The following is a 25161-nucleotide window of genomic DNA, read 5'->3' as shown; positions in this document are numbered from 1 at the left end:
TTCTCTTTTTTTGGGTAAATTTAAAGTAGCGATTGTATGCAAAATATCTTTAATAGCCCATTAATGGCTTTTATTTTTTAAGTTTTGCGTGATATAATCAGCGTCTAATTTAAGGCAAAAAAGATAGGAAAATAAATGACTTGGAACCGCGATAGCTGGAGAGAATTTAATATCTTGCAACAACCAAATTACCCAGATTTAAAAGAGCTTAAAGAGGTCGAAGAAAAATTAAAATCGCTTCCTCCTTTGGTCTTTGCTGGCGAGGCGAGAAGTTTAAAAGAAGAACTTGCAAAAGTTTGTAATGGCGAGGCATTTTTGCTTCAAGGTGGCGACTGCGCTGAGAGCTTTACAAATTTTAATGCAAACAACATCAGAGATATGTTTAAGGTTTTACTTCAAATGGCGATAGTTTTAACCTTTGCTGGTGGCTATCCAGTGGTCAAAGTGGGCCGCGTGGCAGGGCAGTTTGCAAAGCCTAGGAGTAGCGATTTTGAAGAGGTAAATGGCATTAAGCTTCCAAGCTATAGAGGCGACATCATAAATGGCTTTGAATTTGACGAAAAGGCAAGAGTGCCTGATCCAAAACGCATGATCGAGGCGTATTATCAAAGTGCATCTACGATGAACTTACTTAGAGCCTTTTCAAGAGGCGGTTTGGCCGACCTTCATCAAGTGCATAAGTGGAATTTAGGCTTTGTCAAAAAGCCAGAGATTGGCGAAAAATACGCAAAACTAGCTGATGAGCTAACAAAGACGCTTTCATTTATGGCAGCTTGTGGCATCACTTCAGCAAATACACCAGTCATAAATCAAACCGCGGTTTATACATCTCACGAGGCACTTTTACTGCCTTATGAGGAGGCTTTAACTAGAGTTGATAGTCTTAGCGGTGAGTGGTATGACTGCTCGGCTCATATGCTTTGGATAGGTGAGAGAACGCGTGGTATAAATGATGCTCACGTACATTTTTTAAGTGGTGTGAAAAATCCTATCGGCGTAAAGATCGGGCCAAGTGCAAAGGCTGAAGATGTCGTCGCTCTTGCAAATAAACTAAATCCAGAAAATGAAGCTGGTAGACTAAACGTGATAATCAGAATGGGCGCTGATAAGATAGGCGAAAATTTACCAAAAATTTTAAGAGAGCTAAAGCGAGAAGGGCTAAATATCGTTTATAGCATTGATCCGATGCATGGCAACACTGTAAAAACCTCAAATAACTACAAAACCAGAGAATTTGACAAGATAATAAGCGAAGTTAGAAGCTTTTTTGAAATTCACAAAGCTGAGGGCACAAGGGCTGGCGGTGTACATCTTGAGATGACAGGCCAAGACGTGACTGAGTGCACGGGTGGGGCATTAAACATCACTGAAAGTTCGCTTGAGCAAAGGTATGAAACACAATGTGACCCAAGGCTAAATGCTGATCAGGCACTTGAGCTTGCATTTTTGATGGCTGATCTAGTTAAAAAAGCTTAAAATTATAAAATTTGGAGAAAAAGATGGTAAATGTTTATGATCTAATTGTTGTTGGTGGCGGACCCTGTGGAATTGCTAGCGTAGTTGAGGCAAAAAGAAATGGCTTAAACAATGTTTTGCTTCTTGAAAAAGGTGATAATCACAGCCAAACGATAAGAAAATTTTATAAAGATAATAAACGCGTAGATAAAGAGTATAAAGGGCAAGATAGCACGATACATGGTGTAGTTTCATTTGAGGATGGCACGAAAGAGAGCACGCTTGATTATTTTGACAAGCTGCTTGATACTGAAAAGATTGAAGCTTTTTTTAATTCTGAAGTAGAGAACGTGAAAAAAGATGGAGAAATTTTTAAAGTAACTACCTCAAAAGCCGTCTATGAAGCTAAAAATGTGATGATATCAATTGGCAAAATGGGACGACCAAATAAGCCTGATTATAAAATCCCGCCTTCACTAAACTCAGTTGTAAATTTTAACCTTGATAGCTGTACAAACGGCGAAAAGGTGCTTGTTGTAGGTGGTGGAAACTCAGCAGTTGAGTATGCGATCGAGCTTTGCCAATACAATAAAACCACGATCGCTTATAGAAAAGATAATTTTAGCCGCGTAAATGAGACAAATTTAACTGCACTTTGGGAGCTAGAAAAGCACGGCAAGATAAAAGTTAGGCTAAACCACGATATAAAAGAGATAGATAACGAATCAGGCAAGGTTAGAGTGCATTACGAAAATGGCAAAATTCGCGTTTATGACAGAGTTGTCTATGCAATAGGCGGCTCAAGTCCGGTTGATTTTTTACAAAAATGTCAGATAAAAATCGATGAAAAAGGCACTCCAATAGTTGATAGTAACTACCAAAGTAGCGTGCCAGGACTTTATGTGGGCGGTGATATAGTACTAAAAAATGGCGGCTCAATAGTCGTTGCTCTAAATCACGCTCATCACGTCATAAAAGACATTTTAAAGGGCAAGGCATAAGCTTGATAAATAAAATTTTACTAGCTATTTTTTGTTTGGTAGTTGGCTTTTGCCTATCTTTTTTTAAATCTCCAAAAGAAGATGAGACACCAAAAGATACTAATCAAACGATTTATTCTATAAATTTTGGCAATTTACCGGAAGAAGAGAGACAAAAATATATCAGCAAAGACGATCTTTACGAATATGGCGGATATATAACTCCAAAAAGCTATATCCAAAATTTTACTGAAACGAACGATCAAAATTTATCAAATGATGTAAACGAACTCCAAGAACAAGTTCGTGAGCTAAGTAAAAAAAATAAAATTTTAGCTACTGATAATGTCGATATCAGCGAGAAAAATTTAGACTTTATAAGTAAAATTTCAGAGATGAAAAAAAATATCGAAAATGAAAAAAATGAGATAGTTGAGAAAAATCAAAAGACACTTGGCGAGCTTGAAGCACAACACTTTGAAAATATACAAACTCTCACAAAACGGCTAAATGAAGCTCGAGCTGATATGATTGAGAGCTCAAAAGCCTATGAAAAAAAGATAATAGACCTTGAAAATGCGATAAATGAGGCAAAAAATGGTGATGAAAGTAAGGTAAAAGATATCGAAGCAAATTTTGCTAAATTTAAAGAGGCAGCTGAGGCAAATTACACAGCTTTAAAAGAGCAAAATATAGAGCTAAATACGACACTGGCTCAAAAAGACGCGCTAATAAAAGAGTATGAAAATACTCAAAATGAAAAAGATAAAAACGAAAAAAAAGAAATTTTGCTTTTAAAAGAGGAGATCGAGCGAGCAAAAAATGACGCTAAGACACAAAAATTTAGCTACGAAAAAGAGATAAATGCACTAACTGATGGCTTTGAAACGCAAAAAAGCGTTATGGAGGATGAGCTTTCAAAAAAGGCAAATAAGATAATTGATCTTGAGGAGGCTCTTGAGTCAAGCAAGACTGCCTTAAAAGATAGAATTTATGAGCTTGATGAGATAAAGAAAAATTTAAACTCAAAAGATTTGGCAGTTGAAAACTATAATGGTAAAAATTTAGAGCTAAATGCCTCTCTTGCGGCACTTCATAAAAGTTTTAATGATCTAAAAGAAAAAAATCTTAAAAGCGAGCAGGAAAATAAACTCGCAAATGAAAATATAAATTCGCTTAAAAAAGAGCTTGAGCGAGTAAATTTGATAAATAAAAAGCTAGAGAAACAAAATTTAGATGCAAATGCAAGTTTAAGTGAGCTAAATAAAAAGCTAAATTTAAGTGAAGAGAGCTTTAAAAATGCACGAGATGAGCTAAAGACGCTTGATACAAAGACGAATAAATTTTTAAAAACTTTATTTGAGCAAAACCAAACTATCTCTTTGCAGACCCAAAAGCTTGGTTTAAATGACAGCGAGTTAAAAAATTTAAGTGCAAAGATAAATTTAAAAGATGAAAAGATAAAAGAGCTGGAAAATAATCTCACGCAAACAAGTCAAATGCTAGCAGCAAAGCAAAGTGAGCTAGAAGCTCAAAAAAGGACGCTAAAGATCGATATGCAAAACTATGAAATTTTGCGTCAGCAAATAAATATTTTGCAAAAAAAGATAGCTGATACGTCGGCTCTTTTTGCTGATAGTAATAAAAGTGGTAGTAAAAATTTACTAAGCTTACAAAATGAGCTTGAAAGTGCAAAACATAAGTTAAACGAGAGCAATAAGACGATTGAAAGGTTAAATTCTAAAATAAATGAACTTAGTTCATCTAGCGTAAAAGGAAGTCCAGTAAATGCTAAGATCATCGAACTTCAAAAAGATATCGAACAAAATTTAAATAGGCAAGATGAACTCGAAAATGAAAATGTAAATTTAAAAAATATCTTGCAGGCGACAACTAAGCCAGAGACGCCAACAAAGCTAGTTTTGATCTCTAGCCTTGAGTGTGATGACATGGATGCAAAAGATAAGGTTAGCGTGATGTGTAAGAATAGAGTGAGCGAATTTTTACAAAGATTTAACTCAAACTACCTTTATGAGATAATTCCGATCGTAGATAAGAAAAATTTTGTCATCCCATCAAATGTGGCTCAAAGCATCAAAAAAGACGATCTTGGCAGGCTAAATAACTATGTAAATTATGGCGTTGGCAAAGAGCGTGCAAAGGCAGCAGCCGAGCTTATAAAAGAAGAATTTGGCGATTTTGCAAGGATCAGCTTTAGCTCAGAAGTGATCGTAAAAGATGTCACTCGTGGCTTTATCATCAAGGTTTATAGATGATCTTGGCTCAGCTAAAAAGTGGCTATCGCTACAACAGCGATACTCTGGTACTTTATGATTTTATAAGCTCAAGTTTGAAAAATTTTTCAGGCAGGATTTTAGACGTTGGCGCAGGGTGCGGGATACTTGGGCTTTTGCTTAAACGCGACTTTAAAAATTCCAGCCTAAGCTTGCTTGATATCTTACAAATAAATGGTGAAATTTCTAAATTTAATGCCAGTAAGAATGGCTTGGAGGCAGAAACTATAAATACTAATTTTGCAGATTTTAAAGATAGTGAGAAATTTGACCTCATCGTATCAAATCCACCATTTTATCACGAGGGTGCAAAACAAAGCGAAGATGAGCATATAAAGGCTAGTAGATACACAAGCTCTTTGGATCTAAAAGACTTTATAAAAGGTATAAGCGTAAATTTAAAGCCTCACAAAAGGGCGTTTTTTTGCTATGCACCTGATGATCTTAGTCAGATTGTAGTGTGTCTAAAAGAGTTTAAGTTAAATTTAGTAAGCCTAAAATTTATTCATACAAAGGCTGATAAACCAGCAAATTTAGCCTTATTTGAGGTAAGAAATAATTCAAACTCAAAGCTAAAAATTTTGCCACCTTTGGTAATGAGCGAAAATGGCTCGCATACAAAAGAGGCGATTGAAATTTTTAAAAAAGCTGACACAAACAGCGTTGATTATCAGGAGTTAGCGTGAGGGTGCAAGGCTTTAACTATGAGTTTGATGCCAGCTTTTGCGAGAGCTGTGGCGGTAAGTGTTGCACGGGAGAGAGCGGATATATCTGGATAAATGAAGAAGAAATTTCAAAATTTTGTACTGCATTTCATATGAGTAAAGATGAGTTTGAAAAGCAGTTTTTAATAAGAGTTGGGCTAAGGTGTAGCATAAAAGAGAAGCCTTATGAAGATGGCTTTGCTTGTATATTTTTTGATGAAAAAAATAAAAACTGCTCAGTCTATGAGCTAAGGCCACAGCAGTGTAGGACTTTTCCGTTTTGGAATTATTTTAAAAAAAATTTAAAGGAGCTAAAAGCAGAATGTATTGGCGTAAAATTTTAGTATTTTTTATGAGCGTATTTTTTAACTCGCAGCTACTTTTGGCTGACGATAATAAAAGTATAAATTTACGTCTAATGCAGGCTTTATTGTTTCAAGATAGTGGAGATGTGAATGCTAGCATTCAAGCTTACTCAAACATTTTTAAAGATACAAATCAAAAAGCTTATTTAAAAGAGGCGATCAAACTCGCCTTTGCTACAAAAAATGAAAATTTAGACGCTTTGATAAGTGAAGGCGAAAAAAGCTTAAAAGACGATAGCGATTTTATCCGTATAAAGGTGGCAAATTTAGTAAATCTTTCAAAGCTAAATGAGGCTAAAAGTTTAATGCAAGAGCTTGCTACAAAAGAGCCAAATGCTCAAAATTTACTCATGCTTGGCACTATTTGTATGATGCAAAATGAAACAACGACTGCGTTAAAATACTTTGAAGAGGCATACTCACTAAAGCAAGAAGAAGAAATTTTGCTCCGCATCGTTGATATTTTGATAAATCGCATGGATAAGATAAAAGACGCTACAAAATATCTTGAAAAATTTAGAGATGAACAAGGCTGCACGCTAAAGACTTGCGAGCTTTTGGCTGAAATTTACTCCCAGCAAAGAAATTTCCCAAAGGTGATCGAACTCTTTGAAGAGCTTTATGAGCTAAATCACGACACTTCTTATCTTGATAAAATCGTGCAGTTTTTTATCTATGATAAAAACTACAAAGCAGCAATCGAAATTTTAAAAAAATATAGCTACAACGATATGGCGCTTATGGATCTTTATGCGGCGACTAGTAATTTCGGTGACGCATACATACTTGCTGTTAAAATTTATAACGATAGCAGGGATTTAAATTTTTTAGCAAAAGCCGCGATTTACGAATACGAGATGAATAAAGACAACTTAGATGAACAAAAAATGGCTGAAATTTTAGATAAATTTGAAGCTAGCGTGCCAAAACTAGAAAATGATATGTTTTTTAACTATTATGGCTACTTGCTGATAGATCATGACATCGATCCTAGAAAAGGTATAGAGCTTGTGCAAAAGGCACTTGCCATCTCGCCTGAGTCGCCCTATTATGAGGATTCGCTAGCGTGGGGATATTTTAAGCTTGGTGAGTGCAAAAAGGCAAAAAGCATTATGCAGTATGCAATGAAGGATGTTGATTTTAGAGCTTCAAAGGAGGCAAAAGAGCATTTGCACCTAATAGAGCGCTGTATAATAAATCTAAATAAAAGGCTTAAAAAATGATACTTGATGAGATAATTAAAAAAACTAAAGATGATCTTGAAAAAAGAAAAGCAGACTTCCCTGAGGAGTGGCTTGGTCGCTCGCTCGCGTACAATCCATACGTGCCAAGAGATGTTTTAAATGCTCTTAGAGCAAGTCAAAATGAGCCGATAAAAATCATAGCTGAGATCAAAAAAGCCAGCCCAAGCAAAGGTGTGATAAGAGAAGATTTTGAACCGATAAAAATCGCTCAGGAATACGAGCCATACGCAAATGCTTTTAGTATCTTGACTGAGCCACATTGGTTTAAAGGCGACATCGAGTACATCACGCAGGTTCGTCGCTACGCATCAAGGCCGATCCTTAGAAAAGATTTTATTATTGATAAATATCAAATTTTAGAAGCTCTTGTTTATGGAGCGGACTTTATCCTGCTCATTGCAAAAGCATTAACTCAAAACGAGCTAAAAGAACTACTTGAGTACGCGCACCACTTGGGTCTTGAGGTATTAGTCGAGACACATGATGTGAGCGATGTGAAAAAAGCGATATTTGCAGGAGCAAATATAATAGGCATAAATCACCGAAATTTAGATGATTTTACGATGGATATGAGCCTTTGTGAGAAGCTCATACCACTTTTACCAAATGGCAAGATAATAGTCGCTGAAAGCGGTCTTTACGAGCATGAACAGCTTAGGCAGCTAAGCAAAATAGGCGTAGATGCTTTCTTGATAGGAGAGCATTTTATGAGACAAGATGATATAAAAAATGCCGTCAAAAAGATAAAGGAGGGCGAGTAATGCAGCACCTTTGTGCCCCTTGGAGAAGCGAATACTTTAGCACTAAAAAAGATAGCTGTGTTTTTTGTGATGTTATAAACTCAGATGATGATGATAAAAATGGTGTGCTTTTTCGAGCTAAACATTGTTTTGGGATTATGAATTTATATCCGTATTCTCCAGGGCATTTTATGATAATACCAAATCAGCATACCGACAAGATCGAAGAGCTTGATGATCAGACTTGGTTTGAGATGAGTAAATTTGTAAGGCTTGGAGTTGAAATTTTAAAAAAAGAGCTTTATGCTAATGGCGTAAATATAGGTATGAATTTAGGCAAGGCAGCGGGAGCTGGCATAGCTGAGCATGTGCATTATCACCTTGTGCCAAGGTGGAGCGGAGATACAAATTTTATAACCACTATCTCTGATGTGAGAGTCAATGGCACACCATTTTATCCACTTTTTGAGAAACTAAAAAAGGCGTTTAGTGCCGTTATTTGAGCTTGATGTAGGGCAGTGGCTAGAGAAAAGAAGCTCTTTTGAAATTTTAATAGACGCAAGATCGCCACATGAATTTTTATATTCTCACATAAAAGATGCCATAAATTTATATGCTTTAAATGATGCAGAACATAAAGAGGTAGGCACGCTCTATAAAAGCGATAGATCCCTAGCAAAGAGCCTTGGTGCAAAATATATCTGTAAAAATTTACAAAATATCATTGATGAGGTTTATAAAAGAGTCAAGGTTGGTTCAGCTATTGGTATCTACTGCGCTAAAGGTGGGCTTAGATCAAATTCTATTGGCTATGTTCTAAGCATGATAGGATATAGAGTTTTTAGGCTTAGTGGTGGCTATAAAGCTTATAGAAATCACGTTTTAGAATTTCTAAATCGACCTTTGAGCACAAAATTTATCACTCTTTTTGGAAATACTGGCTGCTATAAAAGTAAGCTAATAAGGACTCTAAGCCCGTCAATAGACCTTGAAGCTATGGCAAATCATTTAGGCTCTGTCTTTGGGGCGATAAATGGCGCGCAGCCGAGCCAAAAAAGCTTTGAAGATGCGTTATTTGAAAAGCTCATCGCGCTAAAAGATGAAATTTGCTTTATCGAGGGCGAGAGTAGAAGGATCGGCTCACTTACTCTTCCAAAGAGCCTTTATGAGGCGATGCGTAGTGGCATTAATATTGAAGTGAGCGCAAGTTTAGAAAATAGAATTTCATGCATCACAAGCGATTATAAAAGTGTGGATAAGACCTTTTTTGATGAATGCATAAAGAAAATTTCGCCATTTATCGATAAAGAGGCTAGGGATGAAGCCGTAGCTAAATTTAATGAAAATGATATTGCTAAAGTAGCTGAAATTTTACTCACAAAATACTACGACAAAGTCTATAAGAAAAATGAGAATATTAATGTTTTCATAAATTCTGATAACTTTGACGAAGCCGTTAAGAAGCTAAATGATATAAAAAATGAAGCAAAATTTTAGGCTTATTTTAATTAAAAAATTAAGCCTAAAATTTATACAAATGAGTTTTAGCTCTTAAAATTTTATAATCTTTGCTCACTTAAATTTATCAATTTTACTAAAAATAATATGTTTAATTTTATGTAAAATATTTTGTATTATTCTTTTAAACTGGTTAAAAATTTTTCAATAAAATCAAAGCAATACCTAAAATTCGCTAGAAAGTTAAAATGGATTTAAAATGCTTTGGGATATAATCTGCGATAAATTTATCAAAAGGCTAAAGTGATGATAAAACAGATTTCTGGTTCACAGATGATAAGCGAGGCCTTGCACGAAGAGGGCGTTGAGATAGTTTTTGGCTATCCTGGCGGTGCAGCTTTAAATATCTACGACGAAACATATAAGCAGACTTATTTTAAACACGTTTTGGTTCGCCACGAGCAAGCAGCCGTACATGCGGCAGATGGATATGCAAGGGTTAGCGGTAAAGTTGGCGTTGCTTTTGTGACAAGTGGCCCTGGCTTTACAAATGCAGTCACTGGCCTTGCAACAGCTTATAGTGATAGTATTCCTATCGTGCTTATAAGTGGTCAAGTGCCAACATTTATGATCGGCACAGATGCTTTTCAAGAGATCGATGCAGTCGGCATTTCACGCCCCTGTGTTAAGCATAACTTTTTAGTTAATAGCGTTGAAGAGCTACCTCGTATCATAAAAGAAGCCTTTTATATCGCAAGATCAGGCCGTCCAGGACCGGTTCATATCGATATCCCAAAAAATATCACATCAAGACTTGGAGATTTTGTATATCCAAAAGAAATTTCTATCCCAAGTTACAAACCGACCTATAAGGGTAACTCAAAACAGATAAAAAAAGCAGCAGTTGCGATAAATGAAGCTAAAAGGCCGCTTCTATACATCGGTGGTGGTGCGATCGCATCTGGAGCTAGCAATATCATCCGTAAATTTATGCAAAAAACAGGTATTCCTGCAGTCGAGACACTGATGGCTCTTGGCGTACTTGACGCAAAAGATGAGTTTAATTTAGGCATGGCAGGCATGCATGGTAGCTACGCTTCAAATATGGCACTTAGTGAGTGCGACCTTCTCATCTCGCTTGGAGCTAGGTTTTGTGACAGGATCACTGGCAGGACGGATGAGTTTGCCAAACATGCAAAGATAATTCACATCGATATCGATCCAAGCTCTATCTCAAAGATCATAAACGCTCACTATCCAATCGTTGGCGATCTTACAAACGTGCTAACTGAGCTTTATGAAGAAGTCAATGCAAAGCCTGAAAACTACGCACCTTGGAGAGAAATTTTAGATAGATATTCTAAACTAAATCCACTTGGCTACACAGATAGCGACAAGGTCTTAAAACCACAATGGGTCATCGAAGAGACCGCGAAGATAGCAGGAGCTGATGCGATAATCTCAACAGACGTCGGTCAGCACCAAATGTGGGTGGCGCAGTTTTATCCGTTTAACCGAGCAAGACAGCTTGTCACAAGTGGCGGACTTGGCACAATGGGATACGGCCTCCCTGCAGCGATCGGCGCAAAATGTGCAAAACCAGACAATCTTGTTATAAATTTTACAGGCGATGGCTCAATACTTATGAATATCCAAGAATTAATGACTGCTCATGAGATAAATATGCCTGTTATAAACATCATTTTAAACAACAACTTCTTAGGCATGGTTCGTCAGTGGCAGACATTTTTCTATGAAAAACGCTACTCATCGACTGATCTTAGCTTGCAGCCTGATTTTGTAAAGATCGCTGAAGGATTTGGCGGAGTTGGCTTTGTTTGCAAGAGTAAGGATGAGTTTAGAAAGGCTTTAAAAGAAGCGATCGATAGCAAAAAATCAGCGATGATCGACGTTAGGATCGACCGCTTTGAGGATGTGCTTCCTATGGTTCCAGCAGGGGCTGCGATTTATAATATGATATTAAAGAGCAAGGAAGAAAAATGAGCAGTATAAGAAGAACGATATCAGTTATAGTTTTAAATGAACACGGCGTTTTGGCTAGAATTTCTGGGCTTTTTGCGGGCAGGGGTTACAACATCGACACGCTCACAGTTGCTCCAATACCTGAGAGCAACTTCTCAAGGCTAAGCATCGTAACAAGTGGCGATGAGAGAGTTTTGGAGCAGATCGTAAAGCAGCTTCACAAGCTCATACCTACATATAAAGTTATAGAAAGTGGCGAATTTGTCGAAAAAGAGATGGCGCTCGTAAAAATTCCGCTTGGTGAAAATTTTGCTGGCCTTGAAGCAATACTAAAGGCATACAACGGCATCGTGACAAACACAAATGAAAACTACATAGTCGTCATGGTGGCTGACGATGCGAGCAGGATAGAGAGCTTTTTAAAATCTATAAAGAAATTTAACCCAGTTGACGTCGTACGCGGCGGATCTGTGATAATGGATATATGATGAAACTAAGTGAAATAGCTTTAAAAGTTAACGCTACTTTTAGCGGAGAAGATATAGAAATTTTTGCTCTAAATTCTTTAAAAAATGCAAATAAAGCTGAGCTAACATACTGTGATGGCGAGAAGAATGCAAAATTTATAAGTACGTCAAACGCTGGAGCCATCTTGGTGACAAAATCGCTTTTAGACTTGGTGCCAGCTGGCATGGTCGCACTTGTCTGCGATAACCCACACCTTGCATTTGCCTTGCTTAGCAAAGATTATGCTAAGCCGCTTTTTTGTGAGCCAAAGCCATCAAATATTGCCAAGGGTGCAAAGATAATGCCAAATGTCTATATCGGCTCAAATGTGAGCATTGGTGAAAATACGATAGTCATGGCTGGAGCATTTTTGGGCGATAATGTAACTATTGGCAAAAACTGCATCATCCACCCAAACGTAGTCATCTACAACGACTGCGTCATCGGTAATGAGTGTCATCTGCTGGCAAACTGTGTGATCGGAAGCGATGGCTTTGGCTATGCGCATACAAAAACTGGCGAACATGTAAAAATTTATCACAATGGCAATGTAGTTTTAGGCGATTATGTCGAGATCGGTGCTTGCACTACGATAGATCGCGGCGTCTTTGAAAGCACGATGATCGCAAACCACACAAAGATAGACAATCTCGTTCAAATAGGTCACAACTGCGAACTTGGAAATGGCTGCCTCATCGTCTCACAAACTGGCCTTGCTGGCTCAACAGTGCTAGGCAGAAACGTCGTAATGGGCGGACAAAGCGGCTCAGCTGGTCATGTAAAAGTGGGTGACTTCGCGCAGATCGCTGCACGTGGAGGCGTTAGTAAAGACCTGCCTGGTGGCAAAAAATACGCTGGAGCTTACCCGATAATGGAGCTTTCAGATCAGTTTAAACTCCAAGCAAAAATTTTGAGATTTTTTAAGAAAAATTGATTGTAAGCTTTTGCGAGCTTAAAATCGCAAAAGCTTTTTATCTGGTAGTATAAAAATAATGCTAATTCTATTTTAAAACTAATTAGGCTTAAAATTTATATATCAAGTCTGGCTTAAACATCTATTTATTTGGCTTTGCTCTCTTTTATTACTCTAGCCGTTTCTATCGCGATTTCTAGCTCTTCGTTTGTTGGGATGATGAGCGTTTTTATCTTAGCGTCATCCCCGTCTATGCATCTCTCGCCTCGCAAGTCTTGGAAATTTAGATCGTGATTTATGTGAATGCCAAGATGCTTTAGTTCATCACAAATTTTTTGCCTTGTATTTGGTGCATTTTCGCCGATACCGCCAGTAAATATAAGTGCATCAACGCGTCCTAAAATGGCGTAATATGAGCCAATATATTTTTTCACTCGGTAGCAAAACATCTCAAAAGCAAGCTTTGCTCGCTCATCGTCTTGCATTTTGGCCACAACCTCTCTCATGTCGCTTGAGCCACAAATTCCAAAAAGTCCGCTCTTTTTATTTAAAAAGTTATCTATCTCGTTCCATTTTAAAACGCCGATATTTAGCAAGTAAATTACTACAGCTGGGTCCATATCGCCGCTTCTTGTACCCATTATGAGCCCTTCAAGTGGGCTAAGCCCCATCGAGGTATCGATACTTTTGCCGTTTTGTACCGCACAGGCTGAGGCTCCGTTACCTAGATGAAGCGAGATGGCATTAAATTTATCAAATTCTATACCAAGCATTTTGGCCGCTTGCTTACAAACATATCTATGTGATGTGCCATGAAAGCCGTATTTTCTGATGTGATGAGTCTTGCAAACGTCATAAGGTAGAGCGTAGCGGTAGGCGTACTCTGGCATGCTTTGATGAAATACCGTGTCAAAAACGACCACGTGAGGCACATTTTTGCTCTCTTTCATCGCGTTTTTAATGCCAGCAAGGTGTCCTGGATTGTGAAGTGGGGCAAGCGGACTTATCTCCTCGATCTTTTTGATGACACTATCATCAACGATCATTGAGCTAAAAAAGCTCTCGCCGCCGTGAACTATCCTATGTCCGATACCATCAAGTTCGCTTAGATCGTGCAAGGTGTGTGAAGTGACAAAGAGCTCGTTCATCGCCTCAAGTCCGTCATGGTGATCTTTTATGAAGCGTTTTATCTCGTAGGTTTCGCCATTTGCTTTTAGTACCGCTCTTGAGCTGGAGCTACCGATTTGCTCGACTAGACCGCTTGCTAGACTGGTTTTGGTATCCATTGCAAAAAGTTGAAATTTTATTGAGCTACTACCCGAGTTTAAAACCAAAATTCTCATATTATTCTCCTGCTTGTATGGCGCTGATTAAGATAGTATTTACCACGTCTTCAACGAGGCAACCGCGGCTTAGGTCATTAACTGGCTTTTTTAGCCCTTGAAGTATCGGACCCACGGCTAGAGCGTTTGCGCTTCGCTGAACCGCTTTATAGCAGATGTTTCCGCAGTTTAAATTTGGAAAGATAAAGACATTTGCATGCCCAGCAACCTCTGAGTTTGGCATCTTTTTACTAGCCACGCTTAGATCAACTGCTGCGTCAAACTGAATTGGCGCTGCGATCTTTAAATTTGCATCAAGCTCGCTCGCCTTTTTGGCAGCTTCTTTTATAAATTCCACATCAGCCCCACTGCCACTATCAGCCGTAGAGTAGCTCAGCATAGCAATCTTTGGGTTAAGGCCAAAGGCGCTTGCTGTTTGAGCACTACTTAGCGTGATGCTAGCAAGTTCATCTGCGCTTGGATTTGGCGTGACAGCACAGTCTGCAAAGAGTAAAATTTCCTCTTCAAGTGCCATGAAAAATGCCCCACTTACCACACTTACATTTGGCTTTGTTTTTATTATCTGCAAGGCTGGGCGGATCGTATCAGCCGTGCTCATCGTAGCGCCACTTACCAAGGCATCGGCTATGCCTTCATGAATTAGCATCGTAGCAAAGTAAATTTTATCTTTAGCAAGTGCGTTTGCCTTGACTTCGTCCACGCCTTTGTGCTTTCTTAGCTCATAAATTTTCTTTGCAAATTCGTCTGTCAGCTCATTTTGTTCTGGATTGATCACTTTGGCTTTGCTTAAATTTAGCCCCAAAGCGGTCGCTTTTTTTGAAATTTCATCTTCAAGTCCTAGCAATATTATATTTGCTGCACCTTTTTCTAGCACGATGTGAGCTGCTTTTAAAATTCTCTCATCGTCGCTCTCTGGTAAAACAACGGTTTTGTTTGCAACTTTAGCTCTTTTTAGAAGCAAGCTTTGAAATTTAAATGGCGTGATGATATCTGCTTTATAGTTTAAAATTTCATCTATCTTATCGGTGATTAGAAGCTTTGAGTTTGGATTTAGCGCTTTTAGCTCGCTTGCGTTTTCATCAAAAACTGGTGCGTTTAAATTTCTAGCTAGCTTTAAATTTAGCTCGCTTTTGCCAAAGACACTAAAGCTCTCACAGCCAAGGACTATGACAAAGTCGCTTTTGGCTTTTAACTCTTCAAATTTATCTATAAATTTTAGAAAAAATTCTTTTTCATTTGAATTTATTAAGTTATTTTTATCGTTTTCATCTGGGATTATCTTAAAAATCTCAACTTTTTTGAATTTTGTAGCTATAATTTCTTGCAGATGTGCTAAATTTTTGTCTGTAAAAACGTAACAACTTTTCATTTGCGACCTTTTTAGGAACTTAAATTGCTTAATTTTAGCACAAAGATACTTATTTTAAGGCATTTTTTATGAACCATAAAACGATTTGGCTCGTCTTATCTGCGGGCATTATTTGCACTGGTTGCACACCAAGCGCTGATCCTCATATCAATATGAAACCCCCGGTTTATGTCGAGCAACTCCCTTCAAAAGATAGTGGCACCGGACAAAGCAATGCTGGCAGCCTCTTTGGAAAGGGCGAAAATCCTCTTTTTTCAGACAGAAAGGCTATGAATGTAAATGATATCGTGACTATCGTTATCTCAGAAAATGCAAGCCAAACTTCAACTGGTAGCAAAAGTACCAACAAAGATAGCACTATCTCGCTTGGTGGCGGTGTATTTACGGCTGGAGCCGCTCCACTTTCAAATATAGCTGATAATCTAAACAAATACGGCGACATCGGCTTTAAAGCAGGTGGTGGAAACAAATTTACAGGAAGTGGCACGAGTAATAGAAGCGAGAAATTTACCGCAACCATTTCAGCTAGGATTATAAAAATCCTAAATAATGGCAATTACTTCATCGAGGGTAGTCGCGAGCTACTTATAAATGGTGAAAAGCAGATCATGCAAGTAAGTGGTGTCATCAGACCTTACGACATCTCACAAAACAACGAAATTGACTCAAAATACATAGCTGATGCCAAAATTTTGTATAAAACAGAGGGCGAGCTAGACAAATCTACCAAAAAACCTTGGGGTACAAGGCTTATGGAAGCTATCTGGCCATTTTAATGCAACTTTAAAAGCCTAAAATTTAATCAATTTGGGCTTTTAAAAATTTATATCTCAAAAATTTCTCTCGCCTTAAATATGCTAAATTTTTAAAAATTATAGTTGATATTTATTTTCAGAATAATATACTTAAAATATTGAAAATTTATCAAAACAAAATAAAATTCCTCAAAATATTATTTTTTATATTTTGAAAATATATCGCAAAAAGGGGATTTTAGATTTTTTAGTTAAAATTTATTTAATTATAAATATTAATTTTATAAAATAATTTTTTGCTTCTTTAAACAAAGATATTATTAACAAAAGTAAAATTTTCAAGCAAAGGAGCTTATATGAATAATGACTTGTGTCAAAAGATAGATAGACGCTTAAGTGAGCTTAGTGCGTTGCCTAAGATGAAAAGCGACTCGAGTATTGCGCAGCTTTTAAAAGAGAAGGGCTTTACGAGGCGTGATTTTATGAAGTGGGCTGGTGCGATGACAGCTTTTATGGCTCTACCAAGTGCGATGACACCGATGGTTGCTCGTGCTGCTGAGCTTAGCGATAGGCTTCCTGTGATATGGCTTCATATGGCAGAATGCACAGGCTGTAGCGAGAGCTTACTAAGAACCGATGCTCCAAGTATAGATAGTCTTATATTTGACTACATAAGCCTTGAATACCACGAAACTATCATGGCAGCTTCTGGTTGGCAGGCTGAAGAAAATTTAGAAAGTGCTATTGAAAAGTATAAAGGCAGATACATCCTACTAGTTGAGGGAGGTATTCCAACTGGTGCGACTGAAAATTTCCTAACAGTTGGACCTCATGGCACAACAGGTAAAACTCATGCTGTAAATGCTTCAAAAGATGCAGCTGCTATCTTTGCGATCGGCACCTGTTCTAGCTTTGGTGGCATTCAAGCTGCAAGGCCAAATCCATCAAATTCAGTAGGACTTTCAAAGGTCACTGATAAGCCAGTTATTAATGTTGCGGGCTGTCCACCAAGTGAGAAAAATATCGTTGGCAACGTGCTTCACTTCTTACTTTTTGGCACACTTCCAGCGCTTGATGTTTATAATAGGCCAAAATGGGCTTATGGCTTAAGAATTCACGATCTTTGCGAAAGACGTGGTCACTTTGACGCTGGCGAGTTTGTCCAAAACTTCGGCGATGAAGGTGCAAAAAATGGCTACTGCTTATACAAAGTAGGTTGCAAAGGTCCATATACATTTAATAACTGCTCACGCGAGAGATTTAACCAGCACACATCATGGCCAGTTCAAGCGGGACACGGCTGTATAGGCTGCTCAGAGCCAGACTTTTGGGATACGATGGGACCATTTGAAGAGCCTATGGCAGATAGACTCTTTGATACTGTTTTAGGTCTTGGAGCTGATAACGTCAGCGATAAAGTTGGCATCGGAATTTTAGCTCTTACCGGCATTGGTATAGCAGCTCACGCTGTTATAGCTTCTATGAGTAAAGATAAAGAATAAGGCGAAAAAATGAGTGAAAAAAGAATAGTAATAGACCCTATAACACGTATCGAGGGACACTTAAGAATAGAAGTTGTTGTAGATGAAAATAATGTCGTAAAAGAGGCGTATTCTGGCTCAACTCTTTGGCGTGGTTTAGAGCAGATCGTAAAAGGCAGAGATCCAAGAGATGCTGGCTTTTTTATGCAAAGAATTTGTGGCGTTTGTACATACTCACACTACCGAGCAGGTATCATCGCAGTTGAAAATGCTCTTGGTATCAAGCCTCCGTTAAATGCAGAGCTAACTAGAACGCTTATGAACGCAGCTTTATATCTTCACGATCACATCGTGCACTTTTATCAGCTCCACGGCATGGACTGGGCAGACGTGGTCTCCGCACTGAGCGCAGATGTGCATAAAGCTAGCGAAGAGGCGTTTAAATACACTGATTTGCCATTTGCCACAGGAGCTGACAAGCTAAAAGAGGTAAAAGAGAGGGTTGAAGCCTTTGTTAAAAAGGGCAATCTTGGACCATTTGCCAACGCATACTGGGGACATAGCACATATAAATTTACGCCAGAGCAAAATTTAATCGTCCTCTCACATTACTTAGAGTGCCTTAGAATTCAAAGAACAGCAGCTCAGATGATGGCGATCTTTGGCGCGAAAAACCCACATCCACAAAGCCTAACAGTTGGCGGCGTGACTTGCGTGATGGACCTTATGGATCCAGCTAGAATGGGCGAATATATGAGCAAATTTGCCGAGATCAAAGAATTTGTTGATAGAGCTTACTATCCAGATATCTTGATGGCGGCTAAAGCCTATGGTAATGAGCCAAGCGTTCTAAACGATGCTGGTGTGGCAAATTTATTCTGCTATGATGAGTTTTTGATTGGCAAAAATGACCATCTATTTAAAGGTGGCTATATCTTAAATGGCGATCTTAGCAAGGTTTATGACATAGACGAAGACAAGATCACAGAAGAGGCGACAAGAGCTTGGTATAAAAATGACAAAGCGCTTCATCCATATGATGGCGAGACTGAGGCAAACTACACAGGCCTTATTGACGGCGAGAGCATAGACGCCGAGGGCAAACTAGCTCATAGTAAGCTTTTTGATACAAAAGGTAAATATAGCTGGATTAAAGCACCAAGATATGATGGCATGCCTATGCAAGTAGGTCCAATAGCAAGTATCGTTATAAACTACGCTAGAGGCAACGAGAGAGTTAAAAAAGTAGTTGACGAATTTTTAGCAAAGAGTGGCTTGCCATTAAGTGCAGTTTTCTCAACTCTAGGCAGAACCGCTACTCGTATGCTTGAGGCAAAAGTAGTTGCAGAGCATACAATGGATGCATTTAATGCCTTGGTAGAAAATTTAAAATCAGATCAAGAGACTTGCGCAAAATATGTAATCGATAACAAAAAAGAGTACAAAGGAAATTTTCAAGGCAATGCTCCAAGGGGTGCGCTTAGCCACTGGTGCCGCATAAAAGATGGTGTTATCACAAACTGGCAAGCAGTCGTGCCAAGCACATGGAATGCCTCTCCAAAAGACGCACAAAATCAAATGGGAAGCTACGAAGCGTGCTTAGTTGGTTTAAAGATCGCTGATCTTTCAAAACCACTTGAGATAATACGAAAAATTCACTCTTACGATCCTTGCATCGCGTGTGCTGTGCATGTTATGGATACGAAGGGAAATGATTTGAGTACTTATAAGATAAATCCAAATTTGTAAGGAGAGAATATGTCACATAAAAATGCTGACAGGATCAGCGAATACGAATTCTCCATCGGCGTTAGGCTGACACACTGGATTAGATTTGCAGCGATCACACTTTTAGTTGTGAGCGGCTACTATATCTCATACGTTTTTGTGAGTCCAGAGATCACGAGCGAGCCTACAAATTTTATGCAAGCAAAGTGGCGTATGACTCACCAGATCGCTGGCTTTGTGCTAATAGCGGCGTTTATCTTTAAATTTTATCTATTTGTCTTTGATAAACATAGCAAAAAAGAGTGGATGAGCGTGGTTGATTTTCTAAATCCAAAAATTTGGATCGCACAGATTAAGTATTATCTTTTTATGGGGCCACATCCGCATTTAAGGGGCGTTTATAATCCTTTGCAGTTTGCCTCATACTTTTTCTTTTATCTTGTTTTGACTCTTATTTGCCTAAGCGGTCTTGTGCTTTATGTTCATGTTTATCATGAGGGACTTGGCGGAGCGCTTTATGAGCCAGCTAGGTTTTTTGAAGAGCTTATGGGCGGACTAGCAAATGTTAGAACGATACATAGAATTTGTATGTGGGTCATTATGATATTTGTGCCGATTCATGTTTATATGGCGGTATTTAACGCTGTTAAAGGTAAAAATGGAGCAATGGACGCCATCGTTAGTGGCTATAAATTTGTAAAAGAACACTGATGAGAGTGCTGGTTCTTGGTATCGGCAACGTGATGTTTGCCGATGAGGGTATAGGTGTTCATTTTGTAAATTTGATGGCTAAAAACTATAAATTTACAAGTTCTAAAAACGAGCTTACATTAATGGACGGGGGCACTTTAGCCCTCGCCCTAACTCACATAATAAGCGAATTTGACTATCTTATCGTCGTTGATTGCATTAGCGCAAATGGCGCAAGCGTGGGCGATGTTTATTTTTTTGATTTTCTAAATGTACCAAATTTTATCAGCTGGGACGGCTCGGCTCATGAGATCGAGATGCTCCAGACCCTTCATCTAATGGAGCTTGCAGGCGATAGACCTACGACTAAAATTTTAGGCATCGTGCCTAGCCGCATAGAATCATCAAATTTTAGCCTCTCAGATGAGGTTATAAACGCTTCTAATATTTTAGAAAAAACGCTGCTTGATCACTTAAAAGAGCTTGATTTTAAGTGTGAAAAAGTAGCAAATTTCACCCTAAATGATATCGTTGATGAATACGCTAAAAAAGGTTTAAAATGATACTTGCTTTTAAATTTACTTGCCACAAGGACGCTTCGTTTCTAGTGCCATTTTTACGCTTGCTTGCTGGCGATCTAGCTCATAGCCTAAAGTGCAAAGAAGATGAAATTTGTCTAAAGGTAAGTGGAGACGCCAGTGAGCTTGAGAGCGTGGCAAATAAAGCAAGTGCGCTCTTGCCATTTAGTCTTTTCATAAAGCACAGTGAGGTCTTGGCTGCAAGTGAGCTTGATGAAGATAGCAAGATAAATGAGATAAAATTTGGCGGTCTAACTCCGACTCAAGCGAGCACATTTTTGGCTAGCGAAAAGGCTATCTTAAATGAAAGTGGCGTGCTATGTGAGAGTAAATTTGAGGGTGAGATAACGCTTGATAATTTTAATGACAAGCTGAAAACCTGCCTAAATTTGTTAAAAAATGGTATGAGCGTTTGCATAGAGCAAGATAAAAATTTATATGAAATTTCTCTTGGCGTAAATTTTGACGCAAATTTCTTGATGTCTGTAAATTTAAAACAGCTACCAAAAATTTTTATTGCCGATGATAGAGCTTTGACATTTCTAGCTAGTTTTGAAAAGCCACTTTTAGCACTAAAGACGACAGCCATTTATAGGCAAAATTATAAGGACGCGCCGCTATTTTTTGACGTGATGGCACCAAACGATCTTTTTCTTTATGCCATTTGTGAGCAGCTAAATAAAGAAAATTTTAGCTTTTTAAGCGTTAAAGTAAAGGAGCAAAAAAATGCTCTTTCAAGACTAACTCTGCTTGAAAGTAGCGCAGTTTTAAGCCCATTTTTTTATACAAAAGATGAGGAATTTGAGCTTAGTAATTTTGGTGATATAGCTTTGGGGTTAAAATTTAGCAAATTTAGCGATGATGAAATTTGCCTGCTTTCAAAATCAAGCAAAACGCAGCTTCTATTTTTGCCAAAATTTAGTAGCTTTGAAGAAATTTATGAGCTCATAAGAGCTGATGAGGGTGGTGAAAGGCTACTTGAAAACTTCAGTAACGAGCATACTCTGCCGAGCGGTAAATTTAGCTCAAATGCTAGCTTTTTCTCGCTATTTTGCATAGCTGGGCGCATACTTGGCTTATGCGATGACTTTAAAAAAGCAGGGGAGAATTTGCTTCTTATGGCAGCTGATTTTAGCGGTCAAAAGGGAGTTAGGATCGATTATAAGATGAAAGATGACTTTGGTTTAGACGGGGTTAAGTTTGTAAAAAGTATCATTTCATTCATCCTTGCTGGCGCTGGAGAGAAGAATATCAGCTTTGGTTGCACCGAGTCTTTAGCGCATTTTTTGAGTGATTTTAGCTATGAAAAACGAGATAAATTTAGCATTAAAAATGTTACTTTAGGCGGGGATCTATTTTATAACAAGGTAGTTAGCAACTTGATAAAAAAGCACCTAAACCCAAATATAAAAACAAATTTTGACCCCGGATTTGGCGTTGAGATCAAGCTTTAGATATGAGATCAAAGGCTTAGTTCAAGGTGTGGGCTTTAGACCTTTTGTCTATACTTTAGCGGATAAATTTAAGCTTGTTGGCGAAATTTACAACGATGATGAGGGCGTGAAGCTAAATTTTAGCGGCGATGAGGCTAACTTTTTGGCTTTTGAAAAAGAGCTTTATGAGAAGCTGCCAGCCCTTGCCAGGATCGATGAGCTAAAGAAATTTAAGATAGATAAAATTTATAAAAAGCTTGAGATCATCGCCTCAAAGGCAGCGACCAAGCAAGCGCCTATTTTGCCTGATTACGCGCTTTGTGACGACTGCTTGCGCGAGTTTTATGACTCCACAAATCCACGCTACAAATATCCATTTATAAACTGCACCAACTGCGGACCAAGATTTTCCATCATCAAAGCATTGCCTTATGACCGGGTAAATACGACGATGAATGAGTTTAAAATGTGCAAATTTTGCGAGAGCGAGTATAAAGATCCGCTTAACCGCCGCTATCACGCAGAGCCGATCTCCTGCCCAAACTGTGGACCAAAGCTCTATCTAAAAGATAAATTTGGTAAAGCCTTGGCTAGTAAAAACGAAGCGGCCAAAGATGCGGCTAAGCTCATAAACGAGGGCAAAATCTTAGCCATTAAAGGGCTTGGTGGCTTTCATTTGATTTGTGATGCGACAAATGAAGCCGCAGTTAGCGAGCTAAGAGCTAGAAAGCACCGCCCAAGCAAGCCCTTTGCCCTAATGAGTAAAAATTTAGAAAATGCTAGAAAAATAGCGCAAATTTCAGAAGCAGAGGCCAGGCTTCTTACTTCAAATTTAAAGCCAATCGTCTTGCTTGAGGCAAAAAATGGCTCAAATATCGCAAAAAGCGTCGCTCCAAATTTAAACAAGCTTGGCGTCATGCTCGCATTTAGTGGCATACATCTTTTACTGTTTGATTATTTAGAACACGACATCATCGCAACTAGCGCGAATATCTCAGGTGAAGTTGTCATAAAAGACGAGAGTGAGCTAAGAGAAAAACTAGGTGACGTCATAGATTTTTACCTTGATCACGACCGAGAAATTTACTCGCCAAGTGACGATAGTATCGCATTTTGCGTTGGTGATGAGACAATTTTCACAAGAACGAGCCGTGGGCTAAATCCAAATTTCATTCATACAAATTTCAAGCAAAAAGGGACCTTTTTAGCCCTTGGAGCGGAGCTAAAGAGCTCATTTTGCATCTATAAAGACGGGCTTTTGATGATTAGCCCGTATATCGGCGATCTAAAAAACGTGGCGACTTTTGATAGGTTTAAGGACATTTTCACCCTTTTTGAAAAGACTTACAGCCTAAAAATCGATAAAGTTATAGCCGATTTGCATCCAAATTTTTTAAATACAAAATGGGCAAAAGAACAGGGTTTTGAGCTCATCTATTTGCAACATCACTACGCCCATCTACTAAGTGTAATATTTGAAAATGAGCTAGCAGACAAAGAGTATCTCGGATTTTGTTTTGACGGAACCGGATACGGAGAAGACGGCAAAATTTGGGGTGGGGAGGTTTTTAGGCTAGATAAAAAGGGCTTTAATAGAGTTTATCATTTTGATGAATTTAGCTTATTTGGTGGCGAAAATAGCATAAAAAATATCTATCTCATCGCTTATTCTATTATTTTGAAGTACTCACTTGAAGAAGAAGCGAGTAAATTTTTAGTAAATTTTGATGAAAAAATGCTTGCAAATTTTAAAAAAATGGAGCAAAAAGGATTAAACTTAGTAAAGACTAGCTCGGTTGGTAGGATATTTGACGCATTTGGTGCTATTATCTGTGGTCTTTTTCACTCAAGCTTTGAGGGCGAGAGCGGTATGAGGCTTGAAGCACTTTATGATAAAAATTTAGATGCGTGTTACAAATTTAGCCTAGATAATGGAGTGATCGGCATTAAAGAAGCTTTTAAAAGTACTTTAAAAGATGAGCCAAGAGTGGCTGCAACGGCGTTTATAAATGGCTTGGCTGATATTATTTTTGAAATTTCAAAAAAAGAAAAAATGGAAATTTTGCTAAGCGGCGGAGTTTTTCAAAATAAGACTTTACTCGAACTTATTTACAAAAAATTTACTAAAGCAAATTTGAAATTTTATATCAATAAAAAATTCTGTAGCAACGATTCTAACGTAAATTTAGGGCAAATTTATTATTATTTATCCACATTTTCTAATAAGTGATGTATAATGATTATAAACGGTAATCAAACGAGAAAGGAGCAGAAAATGGATAGTGTTATACGTTTTAGTGTTTCTTTACCTAGTCAGTTACTAGACGAACTAGATAAAAAGGTTAGCGAACAAGGCTATGCTTCTAGGAGCGAATTTACGAGAGATTTGATACGTGAAAAGATCGTAAGTGATAGCTGGAAAGACGCTAGCGAGGAGTTGATCGGGGTTTTGACGCTCATTTATATGCATCATCACAACGATTTGGTGAATAAAAAGATGGATATAGAGCATAGCTCTGATGTGAAAATCATCTGCACAAACCATGTTCATGTCGATCACCATAACTGCTTAGAAACGATTTCAATAAGAGGCGAGGCGGGCAAAATTGAACGCTTTGCTGAAAGGATCGCCGGCTTAAAGGGTGTAAAATTTTCTAAACTCACAAGGGCAGCTATTCCTAGGTTTTAGTTTTTTTAAGGGTCTTTATGTGTTTTAGGAATTTTTGGGATTTTTTTATAGGTGAAGTTAGTGGTGGTATTTTTCTTATCGCTGTTGCTTTAGTGGCATTTATCTTTGAAAATATTTTTTTAAGCAGTTTTTATAACTCATTTTTACAAATCGATACAAGGCTAAATTTTGGCAGATCGCCGATACAAAAGCCCCTTATCCTTTTGGTAAATGATAGTTTGATTGCCGTTTTTTTATTTTTACTTGGGTTTAGGCTTAAGCGAGAAATTTTTAAAGCAAAGCTTAGGAGTCTGGCCCAAGCTACCTTGCTAAAAATTTTTATCATCGGTGGCATCTTAGCTTCTGTATTTTTTTATATTTTAAATCACAATTATATTTTTTGTTGAAAGACTAAGGCAGTGTCAATGGACATAAATACGGCATTTAAGGCACTGGCTAGAAATTTGGTATTT

Annotated in this window: 23 protein-coding genes; 21 read left to right on the top strand and 2 right to left on the bottom strand. The window is 38.0% G+C overall.

Annotation, left to right across the window (positions count from 1 at the left end; translation table 11 throughout):
• The first annotated feature begins 135 nt into the window (after nucleotides 1-135).
• The 12 genes from CYP43_RS05885 (at nucleotide 136) to lpxD (ending at nucleotide 12664) form a co-directional block, all read left to right on the top strand.
• Nucleotides 136-1476 (top strand): class II 3-deoxy-7-phosphoheptulonate synthase, encoded by a 1341-nt coding sequence (locus CYP43_RS05885; RefSeq protein WP_084041060.1) that lies wholly within the window; start codon nucleotides 136-138, stop codon nucleotides 1474-1476.
• 23 nt (nucleotides 1477-1499) lie between these two features.
• Entirely contained in the window at nucleotides 1500-2456 is a 957-nt protein-coding gene (locus CYP43_RS05880) for an NAD(P)/FAD-dependent oxidoreductase (RefSeq protein WP_103582853.1), read from the top strand.
• 2 nt (nucleotides 2457-2458) lie between these two features.
• The gene (locus CYP43_RS05875) at nucleotides 2459-4711 is read left to right on the top strand and encodes a vesicular transport factor Uso1p (protein WP_103582852.1); all 2253 of its coding nucleotides are present in this window, start codon (nucleotides 2459-2461) and stop codon (nucleotides 4709-4711) included.
• Entirely contained in the window at nucleotides 4708-5415 is a 708-nt protein-coding gene (locus CYP43_RS05870) for a tRNA1(Val) (adenine(37)-N6)-methyltransferase (RefSeq protein ID WP_103582851.1), read from the top strand. The genes CYP43_RS05875 and CYP43_RS05870 overlap by 4 nt, the downstream gene beginning before the upstream one ends.
• Nucleotides 5412-5777, top strand: coding sequence for a YkgJ family cysteine cluster protein (locus CYP43_RS05865; protein WP_103582850.1), 366 nt, complete (start codon nucleotides 5412-5414; stop codon nucleotides 5775-5777). Before CYP43_RS05870 ends, CYP43_RS05865 begins: the two co-directional genes overlap by 4 nt.
• Before the next feature lie 8 nt (nucleotides 5778-5785).
• Nucleotides 5786-7021 (top strand): tetratricopeptide repeat protein, encoded by a 1236-nt coding sequence (locus CYP43_RS05860; protein WP_180998649.1) that lies wholly within the window; start codon nucleotides 5786-5788, stop codon nucleotides 7019-7021.
• Nucleotides 7018-7803, top strand: coding sequence for an indole-3-glycerol phosphate synthase TrpC (gene trpC, locus CYP43_RS05855; RefSeq protein WP_103582848.1), 786 nt, complete (start codon nucleotides 7018-7020; stop codon nucleotides 7801-7803). The genes CYP43_RS05860 and trpC overlap by 4 nt, the downstream gene beginning before the upstream one ends.
• Nucleotides 7803-8285: an HIT family protein gene (locus tag CYP43_RS05850; RefSeq protein ID WP_103582847.1), complete on the top strand. Its 483-nt coding sequence runs from the start codon at nucleotides 7803-7805 to the stop codon at nucleotides 8283-8285. Before trpC ends, CYP43_RS05850 begins: the two co-directional genes overlap by 1 nt.
• Nucleotides 8272-9279: a tRNA 2-selenouridine(34) synthase MnmH gene (mnmH, locus tag CYP43_RS05845; RefSeq protein WP_103582846.1), complete on the top strand. Its 1008-nt coding sequence runs from the start codon at nucleotides 8272-8274 to the stop codon at nucleotides 9277-9279. Before CYP43_RS05850 ends, mnmH begins: the two co-directional genes overlap by 14 nt.
• Nucleotides 9280-9549: 270 nt before the next feature.
• Entirely contained in the window at nucleotides 9550-11244 is a 1695-nt protein-coding gene (locus tag CYP43_RS05840) for an acetolactate synthase large subunit (RefSeq protein ID WP_258032182.1), read from the top strand.
• 5 nt (nucleotides 11245-11249) lie between these two features.
• A complete protein-coding gene (gene ilvN, locus CYP43_RS05835) occupies nucleotides 11250-11711 on the top strand; it encodes an acetolactate synthase small subunit (protein ID WP_223154400.1) in 462 nt (153 codons plus the stop codon).
• Nucleotides 11711-12664, top strand: a complete 954-nt coding sequence (lpxD, locus tag CYP43_RS05830) for a UDP-3-O-(3-hydroxymyristoyl)glucosamine N-acyltransferase (protein WP_103582844.1) — start codon at nucleotides 11711-11713, stop codon at nucleotides 12662-12664. Before ilvN ends, lpxD begins: the two co-directional genes overlap by 1 nt.
• Nucleotides 12665-12789: 125 nt before the next feature.
• Here the strand turns inward: lpxD and CYP43_RS05825 are convergent, their stop codons facing one another.
• Nucleotides 12790-13986, bottom strand: a complete 1197-nt coding sequence (locus CYP43_RS05825) for an acetate kinase (RefSeq protein ID WP_103582843.1) — start codon at nucleotides 13984-13986, stop codon at nucleotides 12790-12792.
• Between the two features lies 1 nt (nucleotide 13987).
• Nucleotides 13988-15355: a phosphate acetyltransferase gene (gene pta, locus CYP43_RS05820; protein WP_103582842.1), complete on the bottom strand. Its 1368-nt coding sequence runs from the start codon at nucleotides 15353-15355 to the stop codon at nucleotides 13988-13990.
• A 68-nt stretch (nucleotides 15356-15423) separates the two neighbouring features.
• Here pta and flgH point away from each other — a divergent pair, with 68 nt between their 5' ends.
• From flgH to CYP43_RS05775, 9 genes are all read left to right on the top strand, one after another.
• Nucleotides 15424-16131 (top strand): flagellar basal body L-ring protein FlgH, encoded by a 708-nt coding sequence (flgH, locus tag CYP43_RS05815; RefSeq protein ID WP_072594280.1) that lies wholly within the window; start codon nucleotides 15424-15426, stop codon nucleotides 16129-16131.
• Between the two features lie 335 nt (nucleotides 16132-16466).
• Nucleotides 16467-17612: a hydrogenase small subunit gene (locus CYP43_RS05810; RefSeq protein ID WP_103582841.1), complete on the top strand. Its 1146-nt coding sequence runs from the start codon at nucleotides 16467-16469 to the stop codon at nucleotides 17610-17612.
• A 9-nt stretch (nucleotides 17613-17621) separates the two neighbouring features.
• Nucleotides 17622-19340 carry a nickel-dependent hydrogenase large subunit gene (locus CYP43_RS05805; protein ID WP_103582840.1) on the top strand — a complete coding sequence of 573 codons (1719 nt, stop codon included), beginning with the start codon at nucleotides 17622-17624 and terminating at the stop codon, nucleotides 19338-19340.
• 9 nt (nucleotides 19341-19349) lie between these two features.
• On the top strand, nucleotides 19350-20030 hold the full coding sequence (cybH, locus tag CYP43_RS05800; RefSeq protein ID WP_103582839.1) for a Ni/Fe-hydrogenase, b-type cytochrome subunit: 681 nt from the start codon (nucleotides 19350-19352) through the stop codon (nucleotides 20028-20030).
• The gene (locus CYP43_RS05795) at nucleotides 20030-20572 is read left to right on the top strand and encodes a HyaD/HybD family hydrogenase maturation endopeptidase (protein WP_103559625.1); all 543 of its coding nucleotides are present in this window, start codon (nucleotides 20030-20032) and stop codon (nucleotides 20570-20572) included. Before cybH ends, CYP43_RS05795 begins: the two co-directional genes overlap by 1 nt.
• Nucleotides 20569-22041: a hypothetical protein gene (locus CYP43_RS05790; protein ID WP_103582838.1), complete on the top strand. Its 1473-nt coding sequence runs from the start codon at nucleotides 20569-20571 to the stop codon at nucleotides 22039-22041. Before CYP43_RS05795 ends, CYP43_RS05790 begins: the two co-directional genes overlap by 4 nt.
• On the top strand, nucleotides 22025-24250 hold the full coding sequence (gene hypF, locus CYP43_RS05785) for a carbamoyltransferase HypF (RefSeq protein ID WP_103582837.1): 2226 nt from the start codon (nucleotides 22025-22027) through the stop codon (nucleotides 24248-24250). Before CYP43_RS05790 ends, hypF begins: the two co-directional genes overlap by 17 nt.
• A gap of 45 nt (nucleotides 24251-24295) precedes the next feature.
• Nucleotides 24296-24709, top strand: a complete 414-nt coding sequence (gene nikR / locus CYP43_RS05780) for a nickel-responsive transcriptional regulator NikR (RefSeq protein ID WP_021091291.1) — start codon at nucleotides 24296-24298, stop codon at nucleotides 24707-24709.
• A 17-nt stretch (nucleotides 24710-24726) separates the two neighbouring features.
• On the top strand, nucleotides 24727-25095 hold the full coding sequence (locus CYP43_RS05775; RefSeq protein ID WP_103582836.1) for a Na+/H+ antiporter NhaA: 369 nt from the start codon (nucleotides 24727-24729) through the stop codon (nucleotides 25093-25095).
• Nucleotides 25096-25161 lie beyond the last annotated feature (66 nt).

This window comes from Campylobacter concisus (assembly GCF_002913045.1).
Taxonomy (GTDB): Bacteria; Campylobacterota; Campylobacteria; order Campylobacterales; family Campylobacteraceae; genus Campylobacter_A; species Campylobacter_A concisus_AP.
This window is presented reverse-complemented; position numbering and strand designations above follow the sequence as displayed.